The organism is Wolbachia endosymbiont (group A) of Hedychridium roseum (assembly GCF_964028325.1).
Lineage (GTDB): Bacteria > Pseudomonadota > Alphaproteobacteria > Rickettsiales > Anaplasmataceae > Wolbachia.
On sequence record NZ_OZ034755.1, the window covers coordinates 1,102,191 to 1,121,612 of the forward strand.

The 19,422-nt window shown below is 38.4% G+C and carries 23 protein-coding genes and 4 pseudogenes; 9 read left to right on the forward strand and 18 right to left on the reverse strand.

Annotation, left to right across the window (positions count from 1 at the left end; genetic code table 11):
- Position 1 precedes the first annotated feature (1 nt).
- From ABWU23_RS05400 to ABWU23_RS05485, 18 genes and pseudogenes are all read right to left on the reverse strand, one after another.
- Positions 2-337 carry a GPW/gp25 family protein gene (locus ABWU23_RS05400; RefSeq protein ID WP_264736424.1) on the reverse strand — a complete coding sequence of 112 codons (336 nt, stop codon included), beginning with the start codon at positions 335-337 and terminating at the stop codon, positions 2-4.
- Positions 338-341: 4 nt separating this feature from the next.
- Entirely contained in the window at positions 342-596 is a 255-nt protein-coding gene (locus tag ABWU23_RS05405; RefSeq protein WP_264688206.1) for a PAAR domain-containing protein, read from the reverse strand.
- A gap of 1 nt (position 597) precedes the next feature.
- Complete coding sequence (locus ABWU23_RS05410) at positions 598-1,062, reverse strand: phage baseplate assembly protein V (RefSeq protein ID WP_264688205.1); 465 nt, start codon at positions 1,060-1,062, stop codon at positions 598-600.
- Positions 1,063-1,067: 5 nt separating this feature from the next.
- Positions 1,068-1,523, reverse strand: coding sequence for a hypothetical protein (locus ABWU23_RS05415; protein ID WP_406719579.1), 456 nt, complete (start codon positions 1,521-1,523; stop codon positions 1,068-1,070).
- Entirely contained in the window at positions 1,520-2,044 is a 525-nt protein-coding gene (locus tag ABWU23_RS05420; RefSeq protein ID WP_264688204.1) for a phage tail protein, read from the reverse strand. Before ABWU23_RS05420 ends, ABWU23_RS05415 begins: the two co-directional genes overlap by 4 nt.
- Entirely contained in the window at positions 2,045-2,350 is a 306-nt protein-coding gene (locus tag ABWU23_RS05425) for a hypothetical protein (protein ID WP_353270912.1), read from the reverse strand.
- 102 nt (positions 2,351-2,452) lie between these two features.
- The gene (locus ABWU23_RS05430; protein ID WP_353270913.1) at positions 2,453-3,457 is read right to left on the reverse strand and encodes a major capsid protein; all 1,005 of its coding nucleotides are present in this window, start codon (positions 3,455-3,457) and stop codon (positions 2,453-2,455) included.
- A 72-nt stretch (positions 3,458-3,529) separates the two neighbouring features.
- The gene (locus ABWU23_RS05435; RefSeq protein WP_353270914.1) at positions 3,530-3,898 is read right to left on the reverse strand and encodes a head decoration protein; all 369 of its coding nucleotides are present in this window, start codon (positions 3,896-3,898) and stop codon (positions 3,530-3,532) included.
- 131 nt (positions 3,899-4,029) lie between these two features.
- Complete coding sequence (locus tag ABWU23_RS05440; RefSeq protein ID WP_353270915.1) at positions 4,030-5,106, reverse strand: S49 family peptidase; 1,077 nt, start codon at positions 5,104-5,106, stop codon at positions 4,030-4,032.
- Positions 5,107-5,171: 65 nt separating this feature from the next.
- Positions 5,172-6,597, reverse strand: a pseudogene (locus tag ABWU23_RS05445) (phage portal protein).
- The gene (locus ABWU23_RS05450; protein ID WP_265045267.1) at positions 6,588-7,292 is read right to left on the reverse strand and encodes a glycoside hydrolase family 25 protein; all 705 of its coding nucleotides are present in this window, start codon (positions 7,290-7,292) and stop codon (positions 6,588-6,590) included. The pseudogene ABWU23_RS05445 and the gene ABWU23_RS05450 overlap by 10 nt, the downstream one beginning before the upstream one ends.
- Positions 7,289-7,513, reverse strand: coding sequence for a gpW family protein (locus ABWU23_RS05455; protein ID WP_264688199.1), 225 nt, complete (start codon positions 7,511-7,513; stop codon positions 7,289-7,291). Before ABWU23_RS05455 ends, ABWU23_RS05450 begins: the two co-directional genes overlap by 4 nt.
- Positions 7,513-9,339, reverse strand: a pseudogene (locus tag ABWU23_RS05460) (phage terminase large subunit family protein). The gene ABWU23_RS05455 and the pseudogene ABWU23_RS05460 overlap by 1 nt, the downstream one beginning before the upstream one ends.
- The gene (locus ABWU23_RS05465; protein WP_253308919.1) at positions 9,336-9,581 is read right to left on the reverse strand and encodes a hypothetical protein; all 246 of its coding nucleotides are present in this window, start codon (positions 9,579-9,581) and stop codon (positions 9,336-9,338) included. Before ABWU23_RS05465 ends, ABWU23_RS05460 begins: the two are co-directional and overlap by 4 nt.
- Positions 9,581-10,075: a hypothetical protein gene (locus ABWU23_RS05470; protein WP_265045264.1), complete on the reverse strand. Its 495-nt coding sequence runs from the start codon at positions 10,073-10,075 to the stop codon at positions 9,581-9,583. The genes ABWU23_RS05465 and ABWU23_RS05470 overlap by 1 nt, the downstream gene beginning before the upstream one ends.
- 35 nt (positions 10,076-10,110) lie before the next feature.
- Positions 10,111-11,349 carry a DNA modification methylase gene (locus tag ABWU23_RS05475; protein ID WP_353270916.1) on the reverse strand — a complete coding sequence of 413 codons (1,239 nt, stop codon included), beginning with the start codon at positions 11,347-11,349 and terminating at the stop codon, positions 10,111-10,113.
- Positions 11,350-11,539: 190 nt separating this feature from the next.
- On the reverse strand, positions 11,540-12,007 hold the full coding sequence (locus ABWU23_RS05480; RefSeq protein WP_265016578.1) for a crossover junction endodeoxyribonuclease RuvC: 468 nt from the start codon (positions 12,005-12,007) through the stop codon (positions 11,540-11,542).
- A gap of 289 nt (positions 12,008-12,296) precedes the next feature.
- Positions 12,297-12,716, reverse strand: coding sequence for a hypothetical protein (locus tag ABWU23_RS05485; protein ID WP_353270917.1), 420 nt, complete (start codon positions 12,714-12,716; stop codon positions 12,297-12,299).
- Between the two features lie 56 nt (positions 12,717-12,772).
- On the opposite strand from ABWU23_RS05485, the pseudogene ABWU23_RS05490 reads away from it, so the two are divergent.
- The 9 genes and pseudogenes from ABWU23_RS05490 to ABWU23_RS05535 all read left to right on the forward strand — a co-directional run.
- Positions 12,773-13,534 (forward strand): annotated as a pseudogene (locus tag ABWU23_RS05490) (DUF4815 domain-containing protein); the annotation flags it as partial.
- 11 nt (positions 13,535-13,545) lie between these two features.
- A complete protein-coding gene (locus ABWU23_RS05495; protein ID WP_265045260.1) occupies positions 13,546-14,739 on the forward strand; it encodes a hypothetical protein in 1,194 nt (397 codons plus the stop codon).
- Complete coding sequence (locus ABWU23_RS05500) at positions 14,739-14,924, forward strand: hypothetical protein (RefSeq protein WP_264688187.1); 186 nt, start codon at positions 14,739-14,741, stop codon at positions 14,922-14,924. The genes ABWU23_RS05495 and ABWU23_RS05500 overlap by 1 nt, the downstream gene beginning before the upstream one ends.
- Positions 14,921-16,470 (forward strand): annotated as a pseudogene (locus ABWU23_RS07285) (hypothetical protein). The gene ABWU23_RS05500 and the pseudogene ABWU23_RS07285 overlap by 4 nt, the downstream one beginning before the upstream one ends.
- Positions 16,471-16,492: 22 nt before the next feature.
- The gene (locus ABWU23_RS05515) at positions 16,493-17,059 is read left to right on the forward strand and encodes a hypothetical protein (protein ID WP_265017329.1); all 567 of its coding nucleotides are present in this window, start codon (positions 16,493-16,495) and stop codon (positions 17,057-17,059) included.
- A 54-nt stretch (positions 17,060-17,113) separates the two neighbouring features.
- Positions 17,114-18,259 carry a phage tail sheath subtilisin-like domain-containing protein gene (locus ABWU23_RS05520; RefSeq protein ID WP_265045255.1) on the forward strand — a complete coding sequence of 382 codons (1,146 nt, stop codon included), beginning with the start codon at positions 17,114-17,116 and terminating at the stop codon, positions 18,257-18,259.
- Between the two features lie 24 nt (positions 18,260-18,283).
- Positions 18,284-18,790, forward strand: a complete 507-nt coding sequence (locus ABWU23_RS05525) for a phage major tail tube protein (protein ID WP_265045254.1) — start codon at positions 18,284-18,286, stop codon at positions 18,788-18,790.
- 76 nt (positions 18,791-18,866) lie between these two features.
- The gene (locus tag ABWU23_RS05530) at positions 18,867-19,088 is read left to right on the forward strand and encodes a hypothetical protein (RefSeq protein ID WP_236514454.1); all 222 of its coding nucleotides are present in this window, start codon (positions 18,867-18,869) and stop codon (positions 19,086-19,088) included.
- Between the two features lie 12 nt (positions 19,089-19,100).
- Positions 19,101-19,385, forward strand: a complete 285-nt coding sequence (locus tag ABWU23_RS05535) for a type II toxin-antitoxin system RelE family toxin (protein WP_264688488.1) — start codon at positions 19,101-19,103, stop codon at positions 19,383-19,385.
- The last annotated feature ends 37 nt before the right edge of the window (positions 19,386-19,422 follow it).

Below are 19,422 nucleotides of genomic sequence, written 5' to 3' on the forward strand. Positions count from 1 at the left end.
TTTATACCACAACTCCATCAAAGCGAATCTTTTCCCCCATTGGTAAGTACAATCCTTCTAGGTCAAGCGTTACTTTTCCTTCTTTCACTTCTGTTATTTTTACTTTTTCTAACTTAAATCTCTTTTCCCACTTTTGTAGTGCTTCTGCTGTTGCTGCGTAAATTTCTAACGTAAAATCACGATTTACTGGCTTATCTACTAATTCAAATAATCTTGAACCGTAATCTCTTCTCATGATTCTACTACCAATTGGTGTGGTCAAAATATCAACTATTGACTGTTTCAGATGGTCCAAATCTTCTAATTCCTTACCTGTTTCAGCACTCATTCCCTTCATATCTTTATCCAGAAAAAACGCTGCTACTTCCACTTACTACCTTAAAACCACATGAGGCTAAATCACCAACTCGTGCAATACCAATATCATTAACAAATACGCTGTTTGACCCTTGCGTTAGTTTCTCACCTAGAGTTAAGATATCTCCTTTTCGACAAACAGATCTACCGTTTACAAAAACGTCGTTACTACCACTCATACAAACATGAACCGGTATCCCCATGCAATGATCTCCTATACAAACTATAGCTCTTCTCATGTCAATTGAGATCAACTCTCCTTCCCTTAAGTTTTATTCCTTCTTTTGTCATCTCTATACTCGATTTTCCAACTTTTAGCGTTATTTTATCTACTACTTCAATCTCAAGATGATGATTCTCCTTATCGTACGATAATTTCGTTCCATCCTTAAACTCTAAAATATGCGCGTCTTTTCGGCATTCCGAGGGAAAATACTTCTGCTGATAAATTGCCGGTAACACCACCCCTAATGACAACTCTCCATATGGCGATAATACTATTACTTGCTCATCAATATTCGGCGCAAACCAACTTCTATCTTCTCCTGCTCTTGCCGTTATCCACGGAAGCCAATCGGTTATAAATTCTCCTATTTTTACCCGCACTCTTGCTTTTTCATAATCTACTTCTTTAACTAGACCTATACGAATAATGTTCGCTAGCCTTCTATTTAGCTCTGCAATCGCAAAATTATGATCCAACATGTACTTTACCCATCTCTATAATATGCGCCAGTTTCTGACCACACTGACTTCCCTACGTGCATCTCATGAGCCCATTCTACCAGCCACACTAAATATGCATCCAACTCTGGTTTAAAATTGTCTACTTCCGCTGATAAAAATTCTCCCGGCAAAACATTTTCCACGTTCCAAGTGTTTTTATTCACTACTCTTGCAACTTCTGCTGCTAATGACCTTACAACTACCGAGGAATCCTCGACTGTTCCATCAACTACAATTCTTGCTTCAAATCTTGCTCTCAGCGCAAGTTCCTCTGTCCCAGGGTCTTTCCCTGGTTCTAAACTTGCAAGCTCTACAAATACTGCTGGCGCTATTATTTTCCGACGTTCTGCTCTATACACTTCGCACGTTTGTATTGCTGGGATTTCTTCTTTTAGCGTTTTACAAATTGCTTCATGTAAACCTTTCCAAAATTCTTTCATTGCTTCTTTAAAAGAACATTCAACTCATGCTCAAAATATTCCTCAAACACTTTTCCTGTTTTATAATTAGCCATTTCTTTTATTATCTTTTGTACATTTTCTCCGATCGGTACGGTAACTTCATAAATTGGCAAGGCTGTCCTTCCTCTTCGTCTAAAAATACCTCTATGTCCGGTTGGCATCTTAGCAATAAATGCTCCTTCAAACATATGTTTTCCTGCTTTTGCTCCTTTTGCCATTTGTTTTATATCGCCAAGCTTTGAAGATTTTACTCCGTATAACCCTATCCTTACTAGAGCCCTCTGATAATTTCTTGTTGCTCTGATTGTCCATAATCTTTTTCTGATTAATTGCCGTTTTATTTGCGTATCTTTACTTAGTTCTTTCGTAGCTTGCTCTTTTGTCCACAATGCCGTTTTGTTTAATGCTCTTACTGTTGCTTTTGTTATCTTAGCTTGACTAGCTTCAATACTTTGAATTATTTTCTCAATGCTGCCGATCACTTCAATCTCAACACACATTTACACCCCCGATGCTTGAATTTTCCAGATTATTCCTGAATTATCCCTAAGCGGCGGTGAGTGTACTCTGTATCTACAACTACCTATAGAAAAAGTATCTCCCACCATTGGCTTTAATACATCAAACACACTTACTTCTAAAGTCAAAATTTCTCCTACAAATTGCCCTTCACCAATCCCGTATAATCTATCTGGCTGTTGCTTTAATATCTGCACCATGTATGACTTATCCTTTGATTCATACAACGCTTGCTGCCCTAGATGTGCAAAACAATCTTTCAATAATCTTTTTATTTTTTCTTGCATACTTTACCTTTATGCACTAATCTCTACATGCACGCTAAGAAGGGGCATACTGGTAGAGCACTTTCATGCCTCACCACTTTTGTAGTTGCTCTACCAGTATTGTTATGCTGCAACGACTTTGATTAATATTCCTGGGCGATGGCACATTGGTAAAGGATTTGACTGAGTATGTAAATCGGTCCCTCTATCAAATCTTCTTGGCTCTTGTTTTGCATATAACGGTTGCCCTAGTGTATTTACTGTTTCATTGAAGTCCGCTGGGGCAAAGTAAGTAGTAAATGTGCTTGCTGTTCCTAGTGGAAAACAGTGTCCCGTGTCTTTTTCTATAAATCTTCTCACATTTCCTTCAGGGTCAGTTGCTTGCCCTCTGTACTCCTCAAATGTTATTCCACAGAACGTAAATCCTGATCTCATGTCGTTCCGGAGTGCTGCTCCTTCTTGCCATCTCTCGTATGCTTCTTTTACCTTGGTATGAGAAGTTAAAGCGTCAAAAAACTCTGGGCTTACCAGCGCATGAATCCCGGTCATATATTCACCACTTAAGTTGTCCTCAACATGCCTCAATACTTCCAGACACTTACGCTTGACATCGGTGGTTGCTGTTCCCAGCGCAAAATTTACTACTTTTGGCGTAATTTCAAATTCGTTGTAAAGGTTTAATAACTCACTGCCATCAGCATCCAGAATAATCCCTTTTAACGCCCCCATCCGCAAATGTTCTAACGTTATCGCATGTTTGTTTCTCATCAACTCCAGGTGATCTGTTACTACACTCGCCAACGCTTTCAGTTCATTCTCTGACCCAAATGCTCTTATTCCTTGCACTTCCTCTGGTAACACTACATCATCATGGGGAATATGTGGTATCGTAAATGTTCTTATTTTTCGTTTTCCACGTTTTCCCACTGTTGCTGGTGCTCCCGGAACTTGCGTTGGTAATAAACTCAATACTCCGTTTTGCTCTTCTATCGTAATATGTCGAAATCTTACCGATCTACTTGGAAATAAATTTAAATTTTCGACGCGACCATAATTTATCGGCAATATGTTTATTGCTTTAGTTAATTTCGTCATACTAAATGCTGGATTTGTAAATGGATTTTGCATTCTTTCCCCCTTTCCCTTTAATGCTGTGTGTTTTAAGTTGTTTCTATGTAAGTTGCTGAGTCTGGTAGCTCGTTAAACTCCCTTGCGGATGATAACGCCTCGTGCTTCAAGTTGTTTTATTGCTGCAGCTTTTTGCTCTTCTGTTATATTTGCTGGCCACACCACTGCATGATCTGCTAACATTGCAATACGAGTAATGATTACTGCTTTGGTGGTTTCCGTTGCGTTTACATCACTTGTTATTACACCTATCGCTGTTTGTGTTCCATCCGTGGCCGTTGGATTTATTATCTTAATCATGTTATCTTTATCATAGCCAACAACTGTTCCAAGTTTGAGGTTTTGTCCTTTGGCTACGGTTATTTCCTCTCTTGTATAATCTCTATATACTTCATATTTCAGAAGGTCACCTAAATTATTTGTTTCAGTTATACTTGTCATATTTCCCCTTTTTTTCCTTTAGTTTTACCGCCGTGTTTATAGTTGTTATATGCGGCGGTTATAATTGTGGCGCGTTTTGAACACTTATTTACCGCGGCGTATGTTAGCATTATATACCGCGGTTAAGACCATCAAATGCCCCGACTTTTCGCTACCTGCATCATCAAGTCTTCTGGTGTATTTTGCGGTATTGTACTCAAAATCTCTGTCTTCTTCGTTCTCTCCGCCAGTATTGACATTAATATCTCTTGGGCTTGTTTTGCATTTACACCTTGCTCAATAAATTCTCCTATTTTCTCTGGCATCTTTGATAAATTACATAATCTTATCACCTCTAATACTTCCGTGCGGCAGCTCTCGTACCCTAAACATCTTCCTTGCTCAATATCAATATCTATTGCTTGTTCTTTTATCTCAGTTTTAGTCATATTTCTCCTATAATTATCTATAAATTCAGAAAACGTTGTGATTCCATCAGCAAGTCCAATCTCTATTGCTTTCTCACCAAAATATAGCCCTGCTTCCGTTGATCTGATCTTTTCCGTTGAAAGACCTCTATTTCTTGCTATAAGCTGCAAAAACATTTCATATAGACGATCTACTTCTTTTTGTAAGCTTTCCAAACTCTCAGATGTTATTGGCTCATGCGGATTTAAATCATTTTTTCGACTTCCAGCAAAAACAGTTGTGTACTTAATACCTTGCTTTTCATCAAATCCACTTTGATCTATATGACTTGCTATTACTCCTATACTTCCAACTCCTGATGTTCTCGTTACCAATACTTTTTCAGCACTTGATGCAATTGCATACGCTGCGGAATACGCATCATCATTTGCTATCGCCACAATCCTCTTTTTTGTTCTTGCTTCGTAAATAAAGTCGGAAAGGTCAAATAAACCGTTTACTTCCCCTCCGGGGCTGTCTATGTCCAAAATTATTGTTTCTACTTCTTTATCTATTAAAGCTTCTTCTATCTCTTCACGTATCTTCTCATATGATGTCATCCCTAAAATATCGTCAAAAGCTTCTGAATTCTTCGTCAAGATTCCATGTATTGGTATTACTTTTATTCCCCTTTCACTATTTCTTGTTACATGTTTTATGTTTTTAAACGTAGGGTGTTTTCCAGCATGTAATGACAATAATTCAAAACTCCTTTGCTCTATCATCATCGGCTTATTCATCCAATTTATTTGTGTCGTCATATGTTTTTAAAATTTTTTATTTGTGTCTGGGGCAATAAAAACCCATTTGTCATAGAAATAGAATTTTATATCATTTCAGCATTAGAATTCACATCAGAATCAAAATTTAAGCCCAGTTCACTCGCACGTCTTTGATCTTCGGCAATTTCTTGGTCGACTTCTTCTACATCATAACCAAGTTCCGAAACCACCTCTGACCTACTCTTAAACCCATTCCTTACCGCCATTTGCTGTGCTTGCTGGTCTTTTAGCGGATCCACCCAATCAAATCCTTGTGCTATCCATTTTACTTCTTCTTTTCCCCCTTTTTTCGTCCATTCTTTGCCTATATCAAGTTCTCCTGAGAGTAGGGCTAATTCTAACCACCTATCCCATACCGGACGGCAAAATTGAAATACCATTATGTTATGCTGTAACATTCCGCACCTCCGGCGAAACTCTATTAACCCAGCTCGGATTGATGAATAATTGACACCACTTAGATCTCCTGTTAGCTGCTCGTAAGTTATTCCCCATGCCTACTGCTATTGCCCTGAGCTGCTGTTTCATGAATGCTTCATAACTTCCTCCAACATCTGATGGTTCCGAGAACTTGATATCTTCCCCTGGATCTAAAAGTTGCATAGTCCCAGGTTCTAAACCTGATAGTGCTACTCCATGCTCATTTGCTTGCGCCTCACCTAAAATATTTGCCTCAGGATCGAGTCTGGTAATAAACCCTGCAAACATCGCTGCAGTCTTTTTTCTCACTAATTCCGCATCGTCATATTGATCAAGTTCATAAAGCTTTAACAGTACACTGGACAACCACGGTACTCCTCGAATCTGCCCAGATCTTAGTGGCCTGTAGATATGTAAAACATCATTTGCTGGCACTCTCACCGATTCACCAAACGAGCCTTCACCTGGATGTTCTCGAAAAAGGTAATACGCTTCTCTTTGCCCAAGCCTATTGAACTCAATCCCGTTTCTAATTACATTACCGTTGGCAAGGGTTTGATTACTCTTATTGTCTAAATGCTCTGATTCCAGTACTTGTAATTGCAACGGCACACAAAGTCCATCTTCTCGTTTTCTTGTTCGGAGTCTTACAAAACATTCCCCTCCTTCTATCATACTTCTGCATACTAGAGCTTGTAACCCATAAAAATCACTCACTCCGCTACTGTCTGTTTCATCTGTCCATCTCAGCCATAACTCTTGAACTCTTTTGCGAAACTCTGCATCTTTGGCTTTTGACTGCGGTTTTATTCCTGTCCCAACAGAGTTACTTACTATCGTATCGATGATGTTTGCCGCATAGGAGTTCTTTCTTACCATGTCACGTGAACGACTACGCAGGTGTTCAAGGCTTTGAGACAGCAAATTGTTTATGCTTCCTGACTCTGGTTGAAAGTGCAATAATCTTCTGCCAGATCCAGCTCCATCCCATGCTGAACTTTTTGGTTTTGTTGGTTTCCGAAATAATTGTTTGAATGATTTCAATAACATCCTGATATCCAAAAATCTTTTAATTCTTCCAATGTTCCGTTGAATTTATTTCGATCGCATCGGCCGATTCCTTTTACTTCATGCGGTTTTTTTCCGCTTTTGCCGTCAGTGTATTGCCACAGAGCCCACTTCTTCCACCCCTTTGGTAACACAGGCTCCTCTCCCCATCTTGCAATCCACAATGGGCACTTCGTCAAAATTGGTGTGACAAAATCTTCTAAAAAATAGGTGCTTCCATAAATCAGTGGTAAACGACCTGTTACTTCGTGAACTCTATCAACAAAATCTTCTGCTTGCTTTGGCGTTATGTTTTTTCCGCTTTGGTTTTCTTCAATATCAAGCGCAAGCAATACTTGAGAATGATCTCCTACTGTTTCTAAAAAATGGTTAGCTTGATCTTTTCCGTTTTCTCCTACTCCAAAATGATATGAACCCCATAAAAGTCCCTCTTCTTCAGCAGCTTTTCTTCTTTCTACATACGTTGGATCAATATACTTCAGTCCTTGCGTTGCTTTATGAATGACGCCAGCTATACCATCTTCTTTTGCTAATTTGAAATCTACGTTCTTATCCCAATGCGAGAGGTCTACCACTGCATTTATAAACTTTCCTGATGCTATATTACCTGTGGCTATAATATACTTTAAATGCTCTAAAAAGTCCGGATACTCATTTTCCATCATATAACTTCTCATACCACTCCTTTACTAGTTGCAATAACAATCTTTCTCTTCGGCTTCACACCTGCAACTTTTAACTCTGCTTTGATTCGTTGCCTGAGCTCCAATAAATCCTTTATTTGAACTTCCCCGTACCTAACCACATGATCGCCGTACGCAATTGATACTACTCTCTCTCCGCTCTGTAGCTTCTTTATCGCTTCTTCTACTTGAGTTAAATATTCTTGGTTGTACATCAACTTTTCTCACTCAACCATTGACTCCTTCTCACTCTCTTTGACTTTTTAGCTTTTTCACCTGCTAAACTTTCCCATTTACTCTCTGATCAACGATCAATCCCCAGGGCAATAGACGCTGCTCTTGCGTAAATTCGGCAATCTAGTACTTCATTTCGATCTCTTATCTTTTGCCACTCTTGTTTGGTATACCCTTTTACTACCTTGGTAATTAGTTGCTCTGCGGTTAGCTGCTTAAAATATTCAGGTGGATACTCTGGAAAATGACAATACCCCGGCGCCCCTTCTGTTAAAACATTAAGTAGCTGAAAAAGCTCTGACTTTAATATCGATACCCCAACTGGCCACAGCTTCATTCCTCTCTTTAGCTTTTGTCCGCTAACTGTTACATCAACTCTACTTGGGCTGCTAAGTGGCACTAGCGCTTTGTTTGCTCCTTTTACTGCCATTACTCTTCCAGACCCTTGGTGACCTCTTACCCAGTTGTATACCTCTTGTGTTGCATACCCAGCATCTACCGCCATCATGCTTATCATGTATTCAAGACCATTTTCACCGATAAAATGATGATTTAATAATTCCGAAAGTTTTCCCCATACTTCTTCACTTCCAGTATCACCTTCTAATACCTGGTAGTCTATTGACCAACTTTCTCGGTTTTTTCCCCATGCTACTACTTCTACTTCTAACCGATCTTTTTGTACATCAACCCCTGCCGTTAACACTATTTTTCCACCTTTTGGCACCGTACCTATCGGAAAATTTTCTCGACGCTCAAATAGTTGCTTCCAGTCTGGTACTTCTCCTTTATCTACCCAGGTTTCTCCGAGTGTTGTATTTATCCAAACTTTCAGTAATTGTTCATTTTCCTTTGCATGTAGATAATCTTCTACTGCTTGTTTCCAACTATACCAGCCTACTGGGCTATACAAGCTTGAAAGGTGGAATCCTATTTTTGCCTCTTTTTTTCCTTCTTTCCCTGTAGCTCTCCATTCACCTCTAGCTAGCATCTCCGTTTTCTGATGATTTTTTATTTCTCCCCTACACTCTATGCAAACGTAGTGGGCTGTTGAGGGTTCTTTATCTTCCCACTTTATCTGTGGCCATTTTAGCACCTGATAGTAATTACAATGTGGACAAGGTACAAAAAAGTAACGTTTGTCTGAACTCTCAAATTCCTTCTCTATTCTGCTTATTCCGTGAACTGTTGGTGTCGATACCAAAAAAATCTTTCGACGAGCAAAAGTATTAGTTCGCGCGATACTGAGAAGAACTGGATCTCCTTCTCCTCCTGAATCTCCTGGATATGCATCTACTTCATCTAAAAAAAGATATCTTACCGGCATTGAACGCAGACCCACTGGACTATTGGCACCTGTTACTACTACCGTTCCTCCTGGAAACTCTTTGCTCTGCACAGTATTGCCTGAATCTCTCGACCTTGGATCTTTTATTTTACTCCTTAAACATGGGGTATCTTCAATGAGCGGCGCAAATCTTCCCTTTGACCAGCGCTTGCCCATTTCAACTGTTGGCTGTACTACCAGCATAGGGCCTGGTGTTTGGTCGATAATATAACCGATCCAGTTATTTCTAGCTTCTGTTCCTCCAATTTGCGCTCCTTTCATGAATACCACCTTTTCAGCCGGTGAAGACGAAGATAGTGAATCCATTATTTCTCTAAGGTACGGCGTTCTCTCTGTCCTCCATTTCCCCGGCTCTGATGATGCTATCGTTGAAAGTTGACGATTTCTATCTGCCCACTCTGATACTTTAAGTAGCGGATCTGGCTTTAACCCTGTATAAAAGCTACTGCTATACATCACACCATTGCCTGCCAAAATTTTGCTACATTTTCTACTTCCATATCGGTAAAAGTAGAACTTGGTTGTTTACAGTGGACATCTGTTGATTCTTTAGCAAAACAACTTAGAATAATGACTGCAATTATTCCTGCATATGCTGTAGAAATAGAGATGCTTATAGCTATTGAGCCTATTATTATAAGGCGTCTACTAATTTTCTTTAATAATTTTAAATTATTTGAATATAAATTAACAGTAGTCATTAAAATGTATTTTTCGATAATTCTTCGAGTGCATTGGTAATCTCTTCTGTTAACGTTTTATGGATCTTCTCTGTGTCGTTCATCGATGCTAGTAATGCTGATACTCTGTCTGGGATATTGAGGAGATTGTTTCTCACTACTCTTGCCACGTTAAATGCTTCAGTCTTTACTTCCTCTACTGAGATAAGTTCACCAATTTCAGCTTTTGCTTTTGCCTCCAGCAGTTTTCCCCGCTCCATCTCGTTTTTTATCCGGGTTTTAAGCAACATCGTGGAAAGTTCATTATTTCCTCTTTTTTCCCCTTCTTCTCCACCTTTTCTCCTCAGTGGTTGACTTGGATCTCTAATTGCTTCTATTGCTCTATTTGCTTGTTCTCGGTCAATCAAACCATCCTCCAGCTCAACTATTCCTTTCTTTACTAAGTAACAGACGTACTGCTTTGAAACTCCCAGTTCTCTTGCCCATTCCGTCTGCGTGATTTTTCCTCTTTCCACCTTTCTTTCCCCTCTTTTTTCCCTTATTTCGTCCCTTACTGTCTTGATTCTTGAATTTGTGCGAAAGTTTTACCAGAACCAAAAAGGGTGGAATCTCTTCCCGTATACACCTGCCAACGCTTTATCGTTACATCTACAAACGTAGGATCTAGCTCTATCGTCCTACAGATTCTTCCTGTCCTCTCACAGGCAATTAATGTACTCCCAGAACCACTAAATGGATCAAGAACTATGTCTCCTGGTCTACTGCTGTTTACTATCGCTCTCTCCATTAACTCCACTGGTTTCATCGTTGGGTGCAGCGAGTTGTACGTTGGCTTATCATAAAACCGTAGGTCACTTTGATTGCGTCCTCCATGCCACTCACGTTTATTGCCGTTTTTCCAACCGTAGAGTATTGCTTCGTATTGTCTTTGGTAATCAGATCTTCCTAGCGTAAAATGATTCTTTGCCCAAATGATGAATGTCGACCATCTTCCACCTGCTTCTTCAAATACTTTTTGCAAGGTCGAAAGCTCAGATGATGATGCACAAATGTAAATTGCCCCTTTGGTGTATGCTAAAACGTGAGTACAAATGTCATACAGAAAAAGCTCGTATTTTTCACCTTGATCATCGTTTAATATCTTCTTGTCTTCTCTCTCTTGACTGTCACCATATGCTACGTTATACGGAGGGTCACACACCGTAATATCTGCCATTTTATCGTCTAATACCGCTTTAAACGATTCAACCAGACAACTATCACCACAGTAGATTCGATGACCACCTAAAATCCACAGATCCCCTGGTTTTGTTATTTCCACTTTTTTGTCATCACCAGCTAAATCAGAAAATTTTTCTCCCTTTTCCCCTTGTTCTTCCCTTCCATCAAGATTATCAAGAAAGCGTTGGACTTTTTCTAGCTCAAATCCGGTCATTTTGAGGTCAAACTGTAAGTCTTCTAATTCTTGAATTTCTACCTTTAAAAGATCATCGTCCCACTTTGCCCAGTTAGCTGATTGATTTGCTAGTAACTGAAAAGCTTTGGTTTGGGCATCACTTAAATTATCACTGAGCACCACTGGAATACTCTCCATACCCAGTTTTCTTGCTGCTTTAAGCCTTAAATGACCATCTACCACAGTGCCATCGCTTTTTGCAACTATCGGAATACGAAAACCAAACTCCCGAATTGAAGCGCACATTCTGTTTACTACATCGTCATTCTTGCGAGGGTTGCGATCATATTCGACAAGATTTTCAATAGGATAGTAGTGTATTGCTAAATTCATATTCTTAATATTTTATTAAATTGCTATATTTAAATTCTTAACAACTAATTAAAAAGTTAATAATCAAAATACGTCTGACGCTAGAGAAGGTTTGGGCTTTTTGCTACTAAGTCAGCCTGGCTGGCGGGAAGGACCCATATTTCACTCTGGTCCTTTGTTATGAAAATCGTTATTTATAGTAGAATTAGTATTAAAACTCATTATGTAAAATATTAATATCACAGCATTCGCTAAAACTCATTATGTAAAACATTAATGCCAAAGCATCTGCTTCATTATCGTCTTGAGGAAAAAAACCTTTGCCTTTCACAGCTTCAATGACTTCACCCTTACTTGCATTGCCTTTGCCTGCTATGAAACGTTTTATCGTCTTCACCGGAACACCTTTGTATGGAATTTTTTCCCTCTCACACCAAGCAGCTAAAACGGCAAAGAAACCACCATAACAATGCGCAGCATCAGTTCCAAGGTGTCTTCTTACTTCTTCAAAATACACCACAGAAATGTCTTTCAAGGAATTAAGCCAATTACTAAAACTTAAGAAGCACATGCCACCTCCGCTGAAACGGCTACCATGAAAATTTTTGCTCCCACTTTGAATTACTCCATCTGTAAGAATAGCCCAGCCAGTTTGTTTGCCGAGGTCGAGTGTTAGCATTTGCTATAATTTTACTGTTTAAAACTATGAGTAGCCTGTTTGACAATCAAAAACTTGCTAATGCCCAATAAGCTGAGTTTCCTCCCCCTAATAGTTATATACAGTAAATGTAACTTTTTGTTCAGTATTAATTATCATTTTATTGCACAATTTGGTAAAGGTGTTTGAGATAATCTAAATCTTGATAGTTGCTCCACTACCTTATTTCTTTTATCCATTGTTTCTTTTTCAGTCTTTTCCACTTCATTTCTACATTTTTCAATCTCTTCTAAGTTTTCTTCTGACTCTTTTATCCTTTTATCCTTTTATCCAGTAGGTCAATGAAGGCATTGGTGTCAGATTTTAAGTTTTCCACTTCTTTTTTGTCTTTACTTTCTTCTATCCTTTTTTTTATCCGGGTTTCGATATCAGAATCTAAGTTTTCTTCTATTTCTCTTCTCTCTATACTTTTTTCCAGCAAGTTGATTAAGATATTAATATCAGATTTTAAGCTTTCTACCTCTTTTCCAAAAACTTTTATATAATCCAAAATAAGATCTAGTATAAATTTATCTCCTCTATAATTCAGCTCAGGTTGTATTGTCAATAGCCTTATGAGCTCAATCGTTGCTTCTTTTCTTTTTTCTACATAGCCATAGATTTCAGCCTCTTCTAAAAGTCTAAAAACATCAATATTGTCGCGCAAAAAGTCTAAGTTCCTTTTCTGCATGATTTCTCATATTTGTTAGTCTCAGCTTTAGTTTTTTTAGGCAAAAGCTTGTCTAATTTGATTTAATCACTCTAGATGCAAAAGGGGTGATAAGGAGAATAAAGGGAATTGCCCACCCTTGGAGACCATCAATGCCAAAAGCCCCTAGCGGACAATTGCTACTTTGCTACATTCACCAAACGTGGAAAGAAGGGGAAGAGGGGAAAATAAAAGTAGTGAATAATGCTATCCATGCAGTACCGATGAACGAATTGGAAGCAATGAAGAGTGGAATAAGAGATCTTTATGCACTCTTTGCAGAGGAGCGTCTACGCAGTGATGCAAATTCAAGAGAGCCTACCACTAAAAAAGGAGTATTTGTCGATCCCTTATTTGATGATGATATGCGCGATCAAGGAATTGTTCAGTTTGCAGCAATAGTAAATAAGGAACTGATATTGCCGATAAACGTGGAAATTATTGATGTTGAAAGAGGTAAGGAACCTTATTTATTGCCGTATGAACTTGAGCCAGTGCTTGAGCAGCTTTTACAAACTAAAGAGATGAAGATAAATCCTTATCAGGCATTTGATCCAGTACCGGCAAAAGTTACCATGAACAAAAACATCGATCACTGGACCAAGGTAAAGACCAATTGGTCAAGTCCAGTGACAAGAGAATTTACTACTTCTGAAGTTTCTGAACTTTTATCCAGTAGTACAAAAGAGGAAGAGTTTATGAGAGAAGCAATACAAGATTTTGAGATCGAAGGTTTTGAGCCAAATGAGAAGCTTAAAGAGATAAAATTCGATGGCATCGTCATTCAACCCGTGGCATAGGGGGAAAAAAAGTGGAAGCTAACAACCAGGGAAAATTAAAGGGAAAGGTGAAAGTACCGGCAAATATTCCAGCAGGTACTAAATTAGTACAGTTTTATGGGGATAAAGGAAGCTATGGAGAAGCAACATATACTGGTAAAAAAACTATTACCATAGAAGAACGAAGAAGAGTTTTTTCCAGCAAACGTGTTGATCCTTTAGCACAGACATTTACCTTGGATGAGAGTAGGCATATAGGAGGTGTAGAGCTATGGTTTACAAATAGCGGCAAAAGACGTGTTGTTGTGCAGATTCGGGAAACAACAGTTGGAGTGCCCTCGCAAACAGTTATCGCTGAAAATTCCATCGAGCCAACTAAGATCAATACTGATGGCACAGCAACACGTATAACTTGGTCACCAGTATTTTGCCATGGAGGGCAAGAGTATGCGATAGTTTTACTGACTGATGATGCAGATACAGCGGTAAAGATAGCAGAACTCAGCAAATATGATGCAGTAAACAGCCGTTGGGTAACCAGTCAGCCTTATCAGGTGGGAGTATTACTGTCATCGAGCAATGCAAGTACGTGGACACCGCATCAGAATTTTGACCTTACCTTTCGACTTTTAGCAGCGAAATTTACTGAAAGTTTTCACGTTATTGATCTTGGCAAAGTTACTGCAAATAATACATCAGACTTAATCGCTCTAACCAACATAGAAAAAGTGGGTTTTGATACTAATGTAGAATTTATCTTAACAGATGAGAAAGGAGAAGAAAATTTTCTGTCTGATAATTTGCCGCTCGCACTGCGCGCAAGAATAAGTGGAGAATTAACGGTAAAAGTAGCGCTCAAAGGATCGGGGAAAAAAAGTCCAGTTCTCTACCCTGGGTTACAGCTAGTTATGGGGAATATTTCAGAGTCCGGAGATTATGTAACTAGGAGCATTACAGCAGGTTCCAACACTAAGATAACAATTACCTATGATGCGCTGATACCTGGTACTGCAGACGTTAAAGCATATGTGCAGAAGGGGGTGGAAAAAGGAGAAAAATGGCAGTTAGTAAATTTAACAACGGGAAAACCAATCGGAGAAAATTGGGTGGAAAGAACTCACGTGCTATCAAATTTTAATGGTAATGAGACAAGGGTAAAATTAGTGCTTAGCGGAACGGTTGTCTATCGTCCAAAGGTGAAGAATCTACGAGTAATTATCACGTAATGCCAAACGAAGAGACCAAAAGAGGATATCCTTTGCCGCATCCAGAGAACATAGCTGTAGAAGATGTAGTACGTATACGCAGAGCCATAGAAAAGATAGATGAAGATATGAGTGAAAGAGAAGATGAACTTAAAAATAATTTTGAACGATTTAGATTTGAAACTTTTTTGAATTTTTGGGAATGAAAGAAGCAATAGAAGCATTACACCAAAGGATAAAGGATTTAGCAGCAAATAGCACACCCGATCAACTGGCGTATCTTGCGAAATCGTTGGAATTGATAATAGATAAAAAAGCTATTTCCAACGTTGTGCAAATGACCACAATAAAAGAAATAATTGATGCACTACAAGGAAGGCTTAAGGATTTAGCAGCAAATAGTACACCAGATCAGTTAGCATATCTTGCTAAAGCATTGGAATCAATAGTCGACAAAAGTGCAGTGTCTGAAATTGTGCAGATGACAGATGAAAAGTTGAAAGAACTTCTAAACGCTGCAAGATCGCACTTGAATGATATAAATACTAACAAAGAAAATTCAATATCAGCGATAACTGGAGCAAAGACAGAGTCTGTAAATGAGATCAATACGCTAAAAACTAACAACTTGGATACTTTAAAAGCGTCATCAGATTCATATGTATCGCTACTTGACACGAGAAAGGATGCGAATATTGCGGCAATAAACAGTATTAGCAACAATCATAAAGATGGTCTTAAAGGTTTAGTAGAAGATTTTCGTGGTGTAAATGATGTGCCAGATGGTTCATCGATCATGAAGGAAATAAAAACCAGGAAAATCAGCTAAAAACACTGACAACCAAATTTAACTCCATCAATGATTTGCCAAGCGGTTCATCAATTATGAAGGAGGTAAAAACCAGGGAAGACCAGCTAAAAACACTGACAACAAAATTTAACTCCATCAATGATTTGCCTAGCAGTTCATCAATTATGAGAGAAGTGAAAAAGAGGAATATGGTTGAACCAGGGTCATTACCTTTCTTGTTTGGTGTGCTAAGTAGAAAAAATAATTATCTTGGCTATGGAACTTTCATAACTGAACTTGGAAAGTGGAACAGTGGAACCGACTACATGCTACAACTACTAGCAGGTAGCCATATATACGATACAAGTTACGTTAGTTTTTATCGGCCAAGACAATTGAGTTTTATAGAGGGAAATAAAGGAACATTTATTTACGGAGAGTTATATACAAACAGTTTTTCGAGTAGTCATGATTCAATATATTACTACCCATATGCTGCACTTGGAGTAATATTTGTAAAAAATACAACCAATGCGAACATAAATAAAACAATAGAATTTGTTGGATCATCTTGGAGTGCGGAATATGCAAGTGCAGGATTATTTGTGGGAACTCCTGATAACACCAATGCTAATAAGTCAGGAATTTCAAGGATAACGTGGAAAAATGTTTACGTACACACGGGTTATAGTAGCAGCTTTGCTGGATCCGGCAATGTAGAAATTCCAGCAGGAAAAACAGTTGCAGTATTACTTTATACATCATCTTATCTATATTCCAGAGGAAAAGTTAGTGAAGGTATGCTTTCAGGTGATGTACATATCTATGGTCAATTTATCCAGTGGGGAATTTATAACATACGTAACAACTTTTTAACTGCAGGGCTTGAAATCGATGTAGAAAGAACGCTACGAGCTTGGCAATGTCCAGGATTAGATGCCACCCACAAAATCTGGAATTGATACCAGAAAACGGAGAAAACCAATGCCAATTTATATTCATTTTGAAAACAACAAGCAAATTGAAACAACAACGCTTGAAAGCAAGCCAACTGGGAATGATTGGTACGAAGCGCCAAAGAATTTCGACTGGCAAAAAAGTTATTGTTTAACTGAAGGAGGAAAAATTGTTGAGCGGAATAAAGAAGATATTGAGCTGGAATTATTGGAAAATGCGAAATTTTCTGCACTTGATAGCATCCGTGTTTATTTTAATAATTATACTCACCAATACGCAGGATATTCTCATCAGAAGCTTAAGTCGTACGAAATACAAGCAAAAGCTGCAGAGAACATTTTAGCAGCACCAGAATCTATAGACGAAAAAGATGCAGAAATTATAGAGCCTTTAGCAAAAGTTCGGGGAATTTCAGTAGTAGAAATGGCAAGAATAATTCAGGAAAAAGCCAAAAAAGCAGTAAAAGCAATAATCAAATGCGAAGAGCTTGAAGATTTAGCCAAGAAGAAAATTAAGGAAGTCAGGGGTAAAGAAGAGCTACAGAGTTTACTCAACGATTTTAAGCAAAAAATGCAAAAGGTTTTAGAAAGTTAAAAAAGAAACCTTTTCTCTATCCACTTTCCAAAATTCAACATTACAAGGAGAAAAATGACAGAACAGTTTTTACATGGGGTAAATGTTATTGAGATTACCTCTGGTGCAAGGACAGTACGCACAGCTAAATCATCGGTAATTGGCGTAATTGGTACTGCACCTGATGCTGACGGGGAAAAGTTTCCACTCAATAGTCCAGTATTAATAGTAGGAAGCTTAAAAGAGGCAGCAAAACTTGGAAAAAGAGGAACTTTGCCTTCTGCAGTAAATGGAATATTTTCCCAGGTTGGTGCAACAGTAGTAGTGATTCGAGTTGAGGAATCAGAAGAGACGCTGAAAAACATCATTGGAGGAGTTGATGAAGAAACCGGGGAATATCAAGGGATTCAAGCATTCCTCAGCAGTGAAAGTATAGTCCATGTTGCCCCAAGAATACTAATTGCCCCTCAGTTTACTCATCAATTGCCTGGAGATGCTGGAAACCCAGTGGTTAGCGCTTTAATTCCTATAGCAGAAAAGCTAAGAGCAATAATAGTAGCAGATGGGCCAAATACTAATGATGAAGAAGCAATAAGATGGAGAAAAAGCATCGGTAGCTCAAGAGTTTATGTCGTTGATCCATGGGTTAAAGTGTTTGAAGGGGAAGAAAAACCATCAAGCCCATTTGTAGCTGGTTTAATAGCCAAAGTAGATAGTGAACAAGGATTTTGGCAATCACCTTCAAATAAAGAGATAAATGGTATTGTTGGGACAAGCAGAGCTATTGATTTTACGCTCGGTGATACAAGTTGTAGAGCAAATTACTTAAATGAAAATGAAGTCACGACAATCATTCATCAAAATGGCTACAGACTATGGGGAAACAGGACATGTTCAGACGATCCAAAATGGGCTTTTCTGCCTGTTAGGCGTACTGCAGATCTAATCAATGATAGTCTACTGCGAGCTCATCTATGGGCAGTTGATCGAAACATTACCAAAACTTATATAGATGAAGTGATAGAGAGTGTTAATTCCTACCTAGCAAGTTTAAAAGCACAAGGAGCGATTATCAGTGGAAGGTGTTATGCCAATCCAGAGCTTAATACCCAAGCAAATATTGCAAGTGGTAAAGTGTATTTTGATTTTGAGTTTACACCACCATATCCAGCAGAACAGATCACTTTCAGGTCACACCTTGTGAGTGGCGCAATATCGTAAAAAGGGGAGAAAAGGGGGAGAAGAATGTTACCGAAGATTTTAAAGAATTTTAACGTATTCGTAGATGGTAAAGGCTATGCAGGAAAAATAGATGAAGTAACCTTGCCAAAACTTACCATAAAAACAGAAGAATATAGAGCTGGTGGTATGGATATTCCAATAAATATTGATATGGGCATGGAAAAGCTCGAAGCTGATTTTACTTTTGCCGAATATGATTCAGAGCTATTTAGGCTTTTTGGTTTAATAGATGGGAATTCGGTTTCTCTGACGCTAAGGGGCGGATTACAAGGCAGTGGAAGTAATGATATTGAAGGGGTAATTATCAACCTTAGGGGCATATTCAGAGAATTTGATTTTGGTAGCTGGAAACCTGCTGAAAAAGCAACGCTGAAGTGTACCGTAGCTGCGCATTATTACAAACTTACTATCGGTGCTAGAGAACTTATCGAAATCGATGCTGAGAATATGATTCGCAAGATTAATGGTGTTGACCAGATGGCTTTATTACAAGCAGTTTTAGGAATTTGATGTAGTTTACATATTTTTTTATTGAAAAATTCAGAGAAATGTTGTATAATTATTGTGGTATATTTTGGTAAAACATATGGCAGACTTAGGAATTAACATAGCACTTGACCCAAAAACTTCACATCACCTTACTAGATTAGCTGAAGTTACCAAGGAGCCTATTCAAGAATTAGCAAAAAGGCTAATCATAGAAGGAATTGAATGTGAGATAGAGGAGATTGCGTTATCTGATACTGTCAAGGAGAGTGATGTTCCAGGCGCAGAAACAATTAAGTATGAAGACTTCAAGAGGGGATAAAGTATTTACGAAATTGAACTCTTAAAGAGGTATGCTAAAAAGGATTTTCCAGCTTTACCAGAAGAAATAAGATTGGGTATTGAAGAAGCTATAGAAAAGGAACTCAAAGTTAACCCAAATAAAGCTGGTAAACCATTACGTGGCAAGTTACGAGGATATAGAAGACTGAGATTTGATAACTATCGCCTTATCTATCGTGTGAATATTCCAAAACGCAAAGTATTTCTCGTTACAGCAGGACATAGAGATAACATTTATAAACGGGCAGGATTGTTAGACTTACTACCAAAACTTTAAATATATTTTTTGTTGAAAAAGTTTAGAAAAGGTGTGG

What these genes read in the sequence shown, in the direction of transcription:
- ABWU23_RS05435 (WP_353270914.1), bottom strand. Translation starts at nt 3,898, where the DNA reads ATGACAAGTATAACTGAAACAAATAATTTAGGTGACCTTCTGAAATAT.
- ABWU23_RS05425 (WP_353270912.1), bottom strand. Translation starts at nt 2,350, where the DNA reads ATGCAAGAAAAAATAAAAAGATTATTGAAAGATTGTTTTGCACATCTA.
- ABWU23_RS05420 (WP_264688204.1), bottom strand. Translation starts at nt 2,044, where the DNA reads ATGTGTGTTGAGATTGAAGTGATCGGCAGCATTGAGAAAATAATTCAA.
- ABWU23_RS05410 (WP_264688205.1), bottom strand. Translation starts at nt 1,062, where the DNA reads ATGTTGGATCATAATTTTGCGATTGCAGAGCTAAATAGAAGGCTAGCG.
- ABWU23_RS05455 (WP_264688199.1), bottom strand. Translation starts at nt 7,513, where the DNA reads ATGTACAACCAAGAATATTTAACTCAAGTAGAAGAAGCGATAAAGAAG.
- ABWU23_RS05500 (WP_264688187.1), top strand. Translation starts at nt 14,739, where the DNA reads ATGCCAAACGAAGAGACCAAAAGAGGATATCCTTTGCCGCATCCAGAG.
- ABWU23_RS05475 (WP_353270916.1), bottom strand. Translation starts at nt 11,349, where the DNA reads ATGAATTTAGCAATACACTACTATCCTATTGAAAATCTTGTCGAATAT.
- ABWU23_RS05525 (WP_265045254.1), top strand. Translation starts at nt 18,284, where the DNA reads ATGTTACCGAAGATTTTAAAGAATTTTAACGTATTCGTAGATGGTAAA.
- ABWU23_RS05400 (WP_264736424.1), bottom strand. Translation starts at nt 337, where the DNA reads ATGAAGGGAATGAGTGCTGAAACAGGTAAGGAATTAGAAGATTTGGAC.
- ABWU23_RS05480 (WP_265016578.1), bottom strand. Translation starts at nt 12,007, where the DNA reads ATGCTAACACTCGACCTCGGCAAACAAACTGGCTGGGCTATTCTTACA.
- ABWU23_RS05415 (WP_406719579.1), bottom strand. Translation starts at nt 1,523, where the DNA reads ATGAAAGAATTTTGGAAAGGTTTACATGAAGCAATTTGTAAAACGCTA.
- ABWU23_RS05450 (WP_265045267.1), bottom strand. Translation starts at nt 7,292, where the DNA reads ATGAGAAGTTATATGATGGAAAATGAGTATCCGGACTTTTTAGAGCAT.
- ABWU23_RS05530 (WP_236514454.1), top strand. Translation starts at nt 18,867, where the DNA reads ATGGCAGACTTAGGAATTAACATAGCACTTGACCCAAAAACTTCACAT.
- ABWU23_RS05465 (WP_253308919.1), bottom strand. Translation starts at nt 9,581, where the DNA reads ATGACTACTGTTAATTTATATTCAAATAATTTAAAATTATTAAAGAAA.
- ABWU23_RS05515 (WP_265017329.1), top strand. Translation starts at nt 16,493, where the DNA reads ATGCCAATTTATATTCATTTTGAAAACAACAAGCAAATTGAAACAACA.
- ABWU23_RS05430 (WP_353270913.1), bottom strand. Translation starts at nt 3,457, where the DNA reads ATGCAAAATCCATTTACAAATCCAGCATTTAGTATGACGAAATTAACT.
- ABWU23_RS05405 (WP_264688206.1), bottom strand. Translation starts at nt 596, where the DNA reads ATGAGAAGAGCTATAGTTTGTATAGGAGATCATTGCATGGGGATACCG.
- ABWU23_RS05520 (WP_265045255.1), top strand. Translation starts at nt 17,114, where the DNA reads ATGACAGAACAGTTTTTACATGGGGTAAATGTTATTGAGATTACCTCT.
- ABWU23_RS05485 (WP_353270917.1), bottom strand. Translation starts at nt 12,716, where the DNA reads ATGCAGAAAAGGAACTTAGACTTTTTGCGCGACAATATTGATGTTTTT.
- ABWU23_RS05440 (WP_353270915.1), bottom strand. Translation starts at nt 5,106, where the DNA reads ATGACGACACAAATAAATTGGATGAATAAGCCGATGATGATAGAGCAA.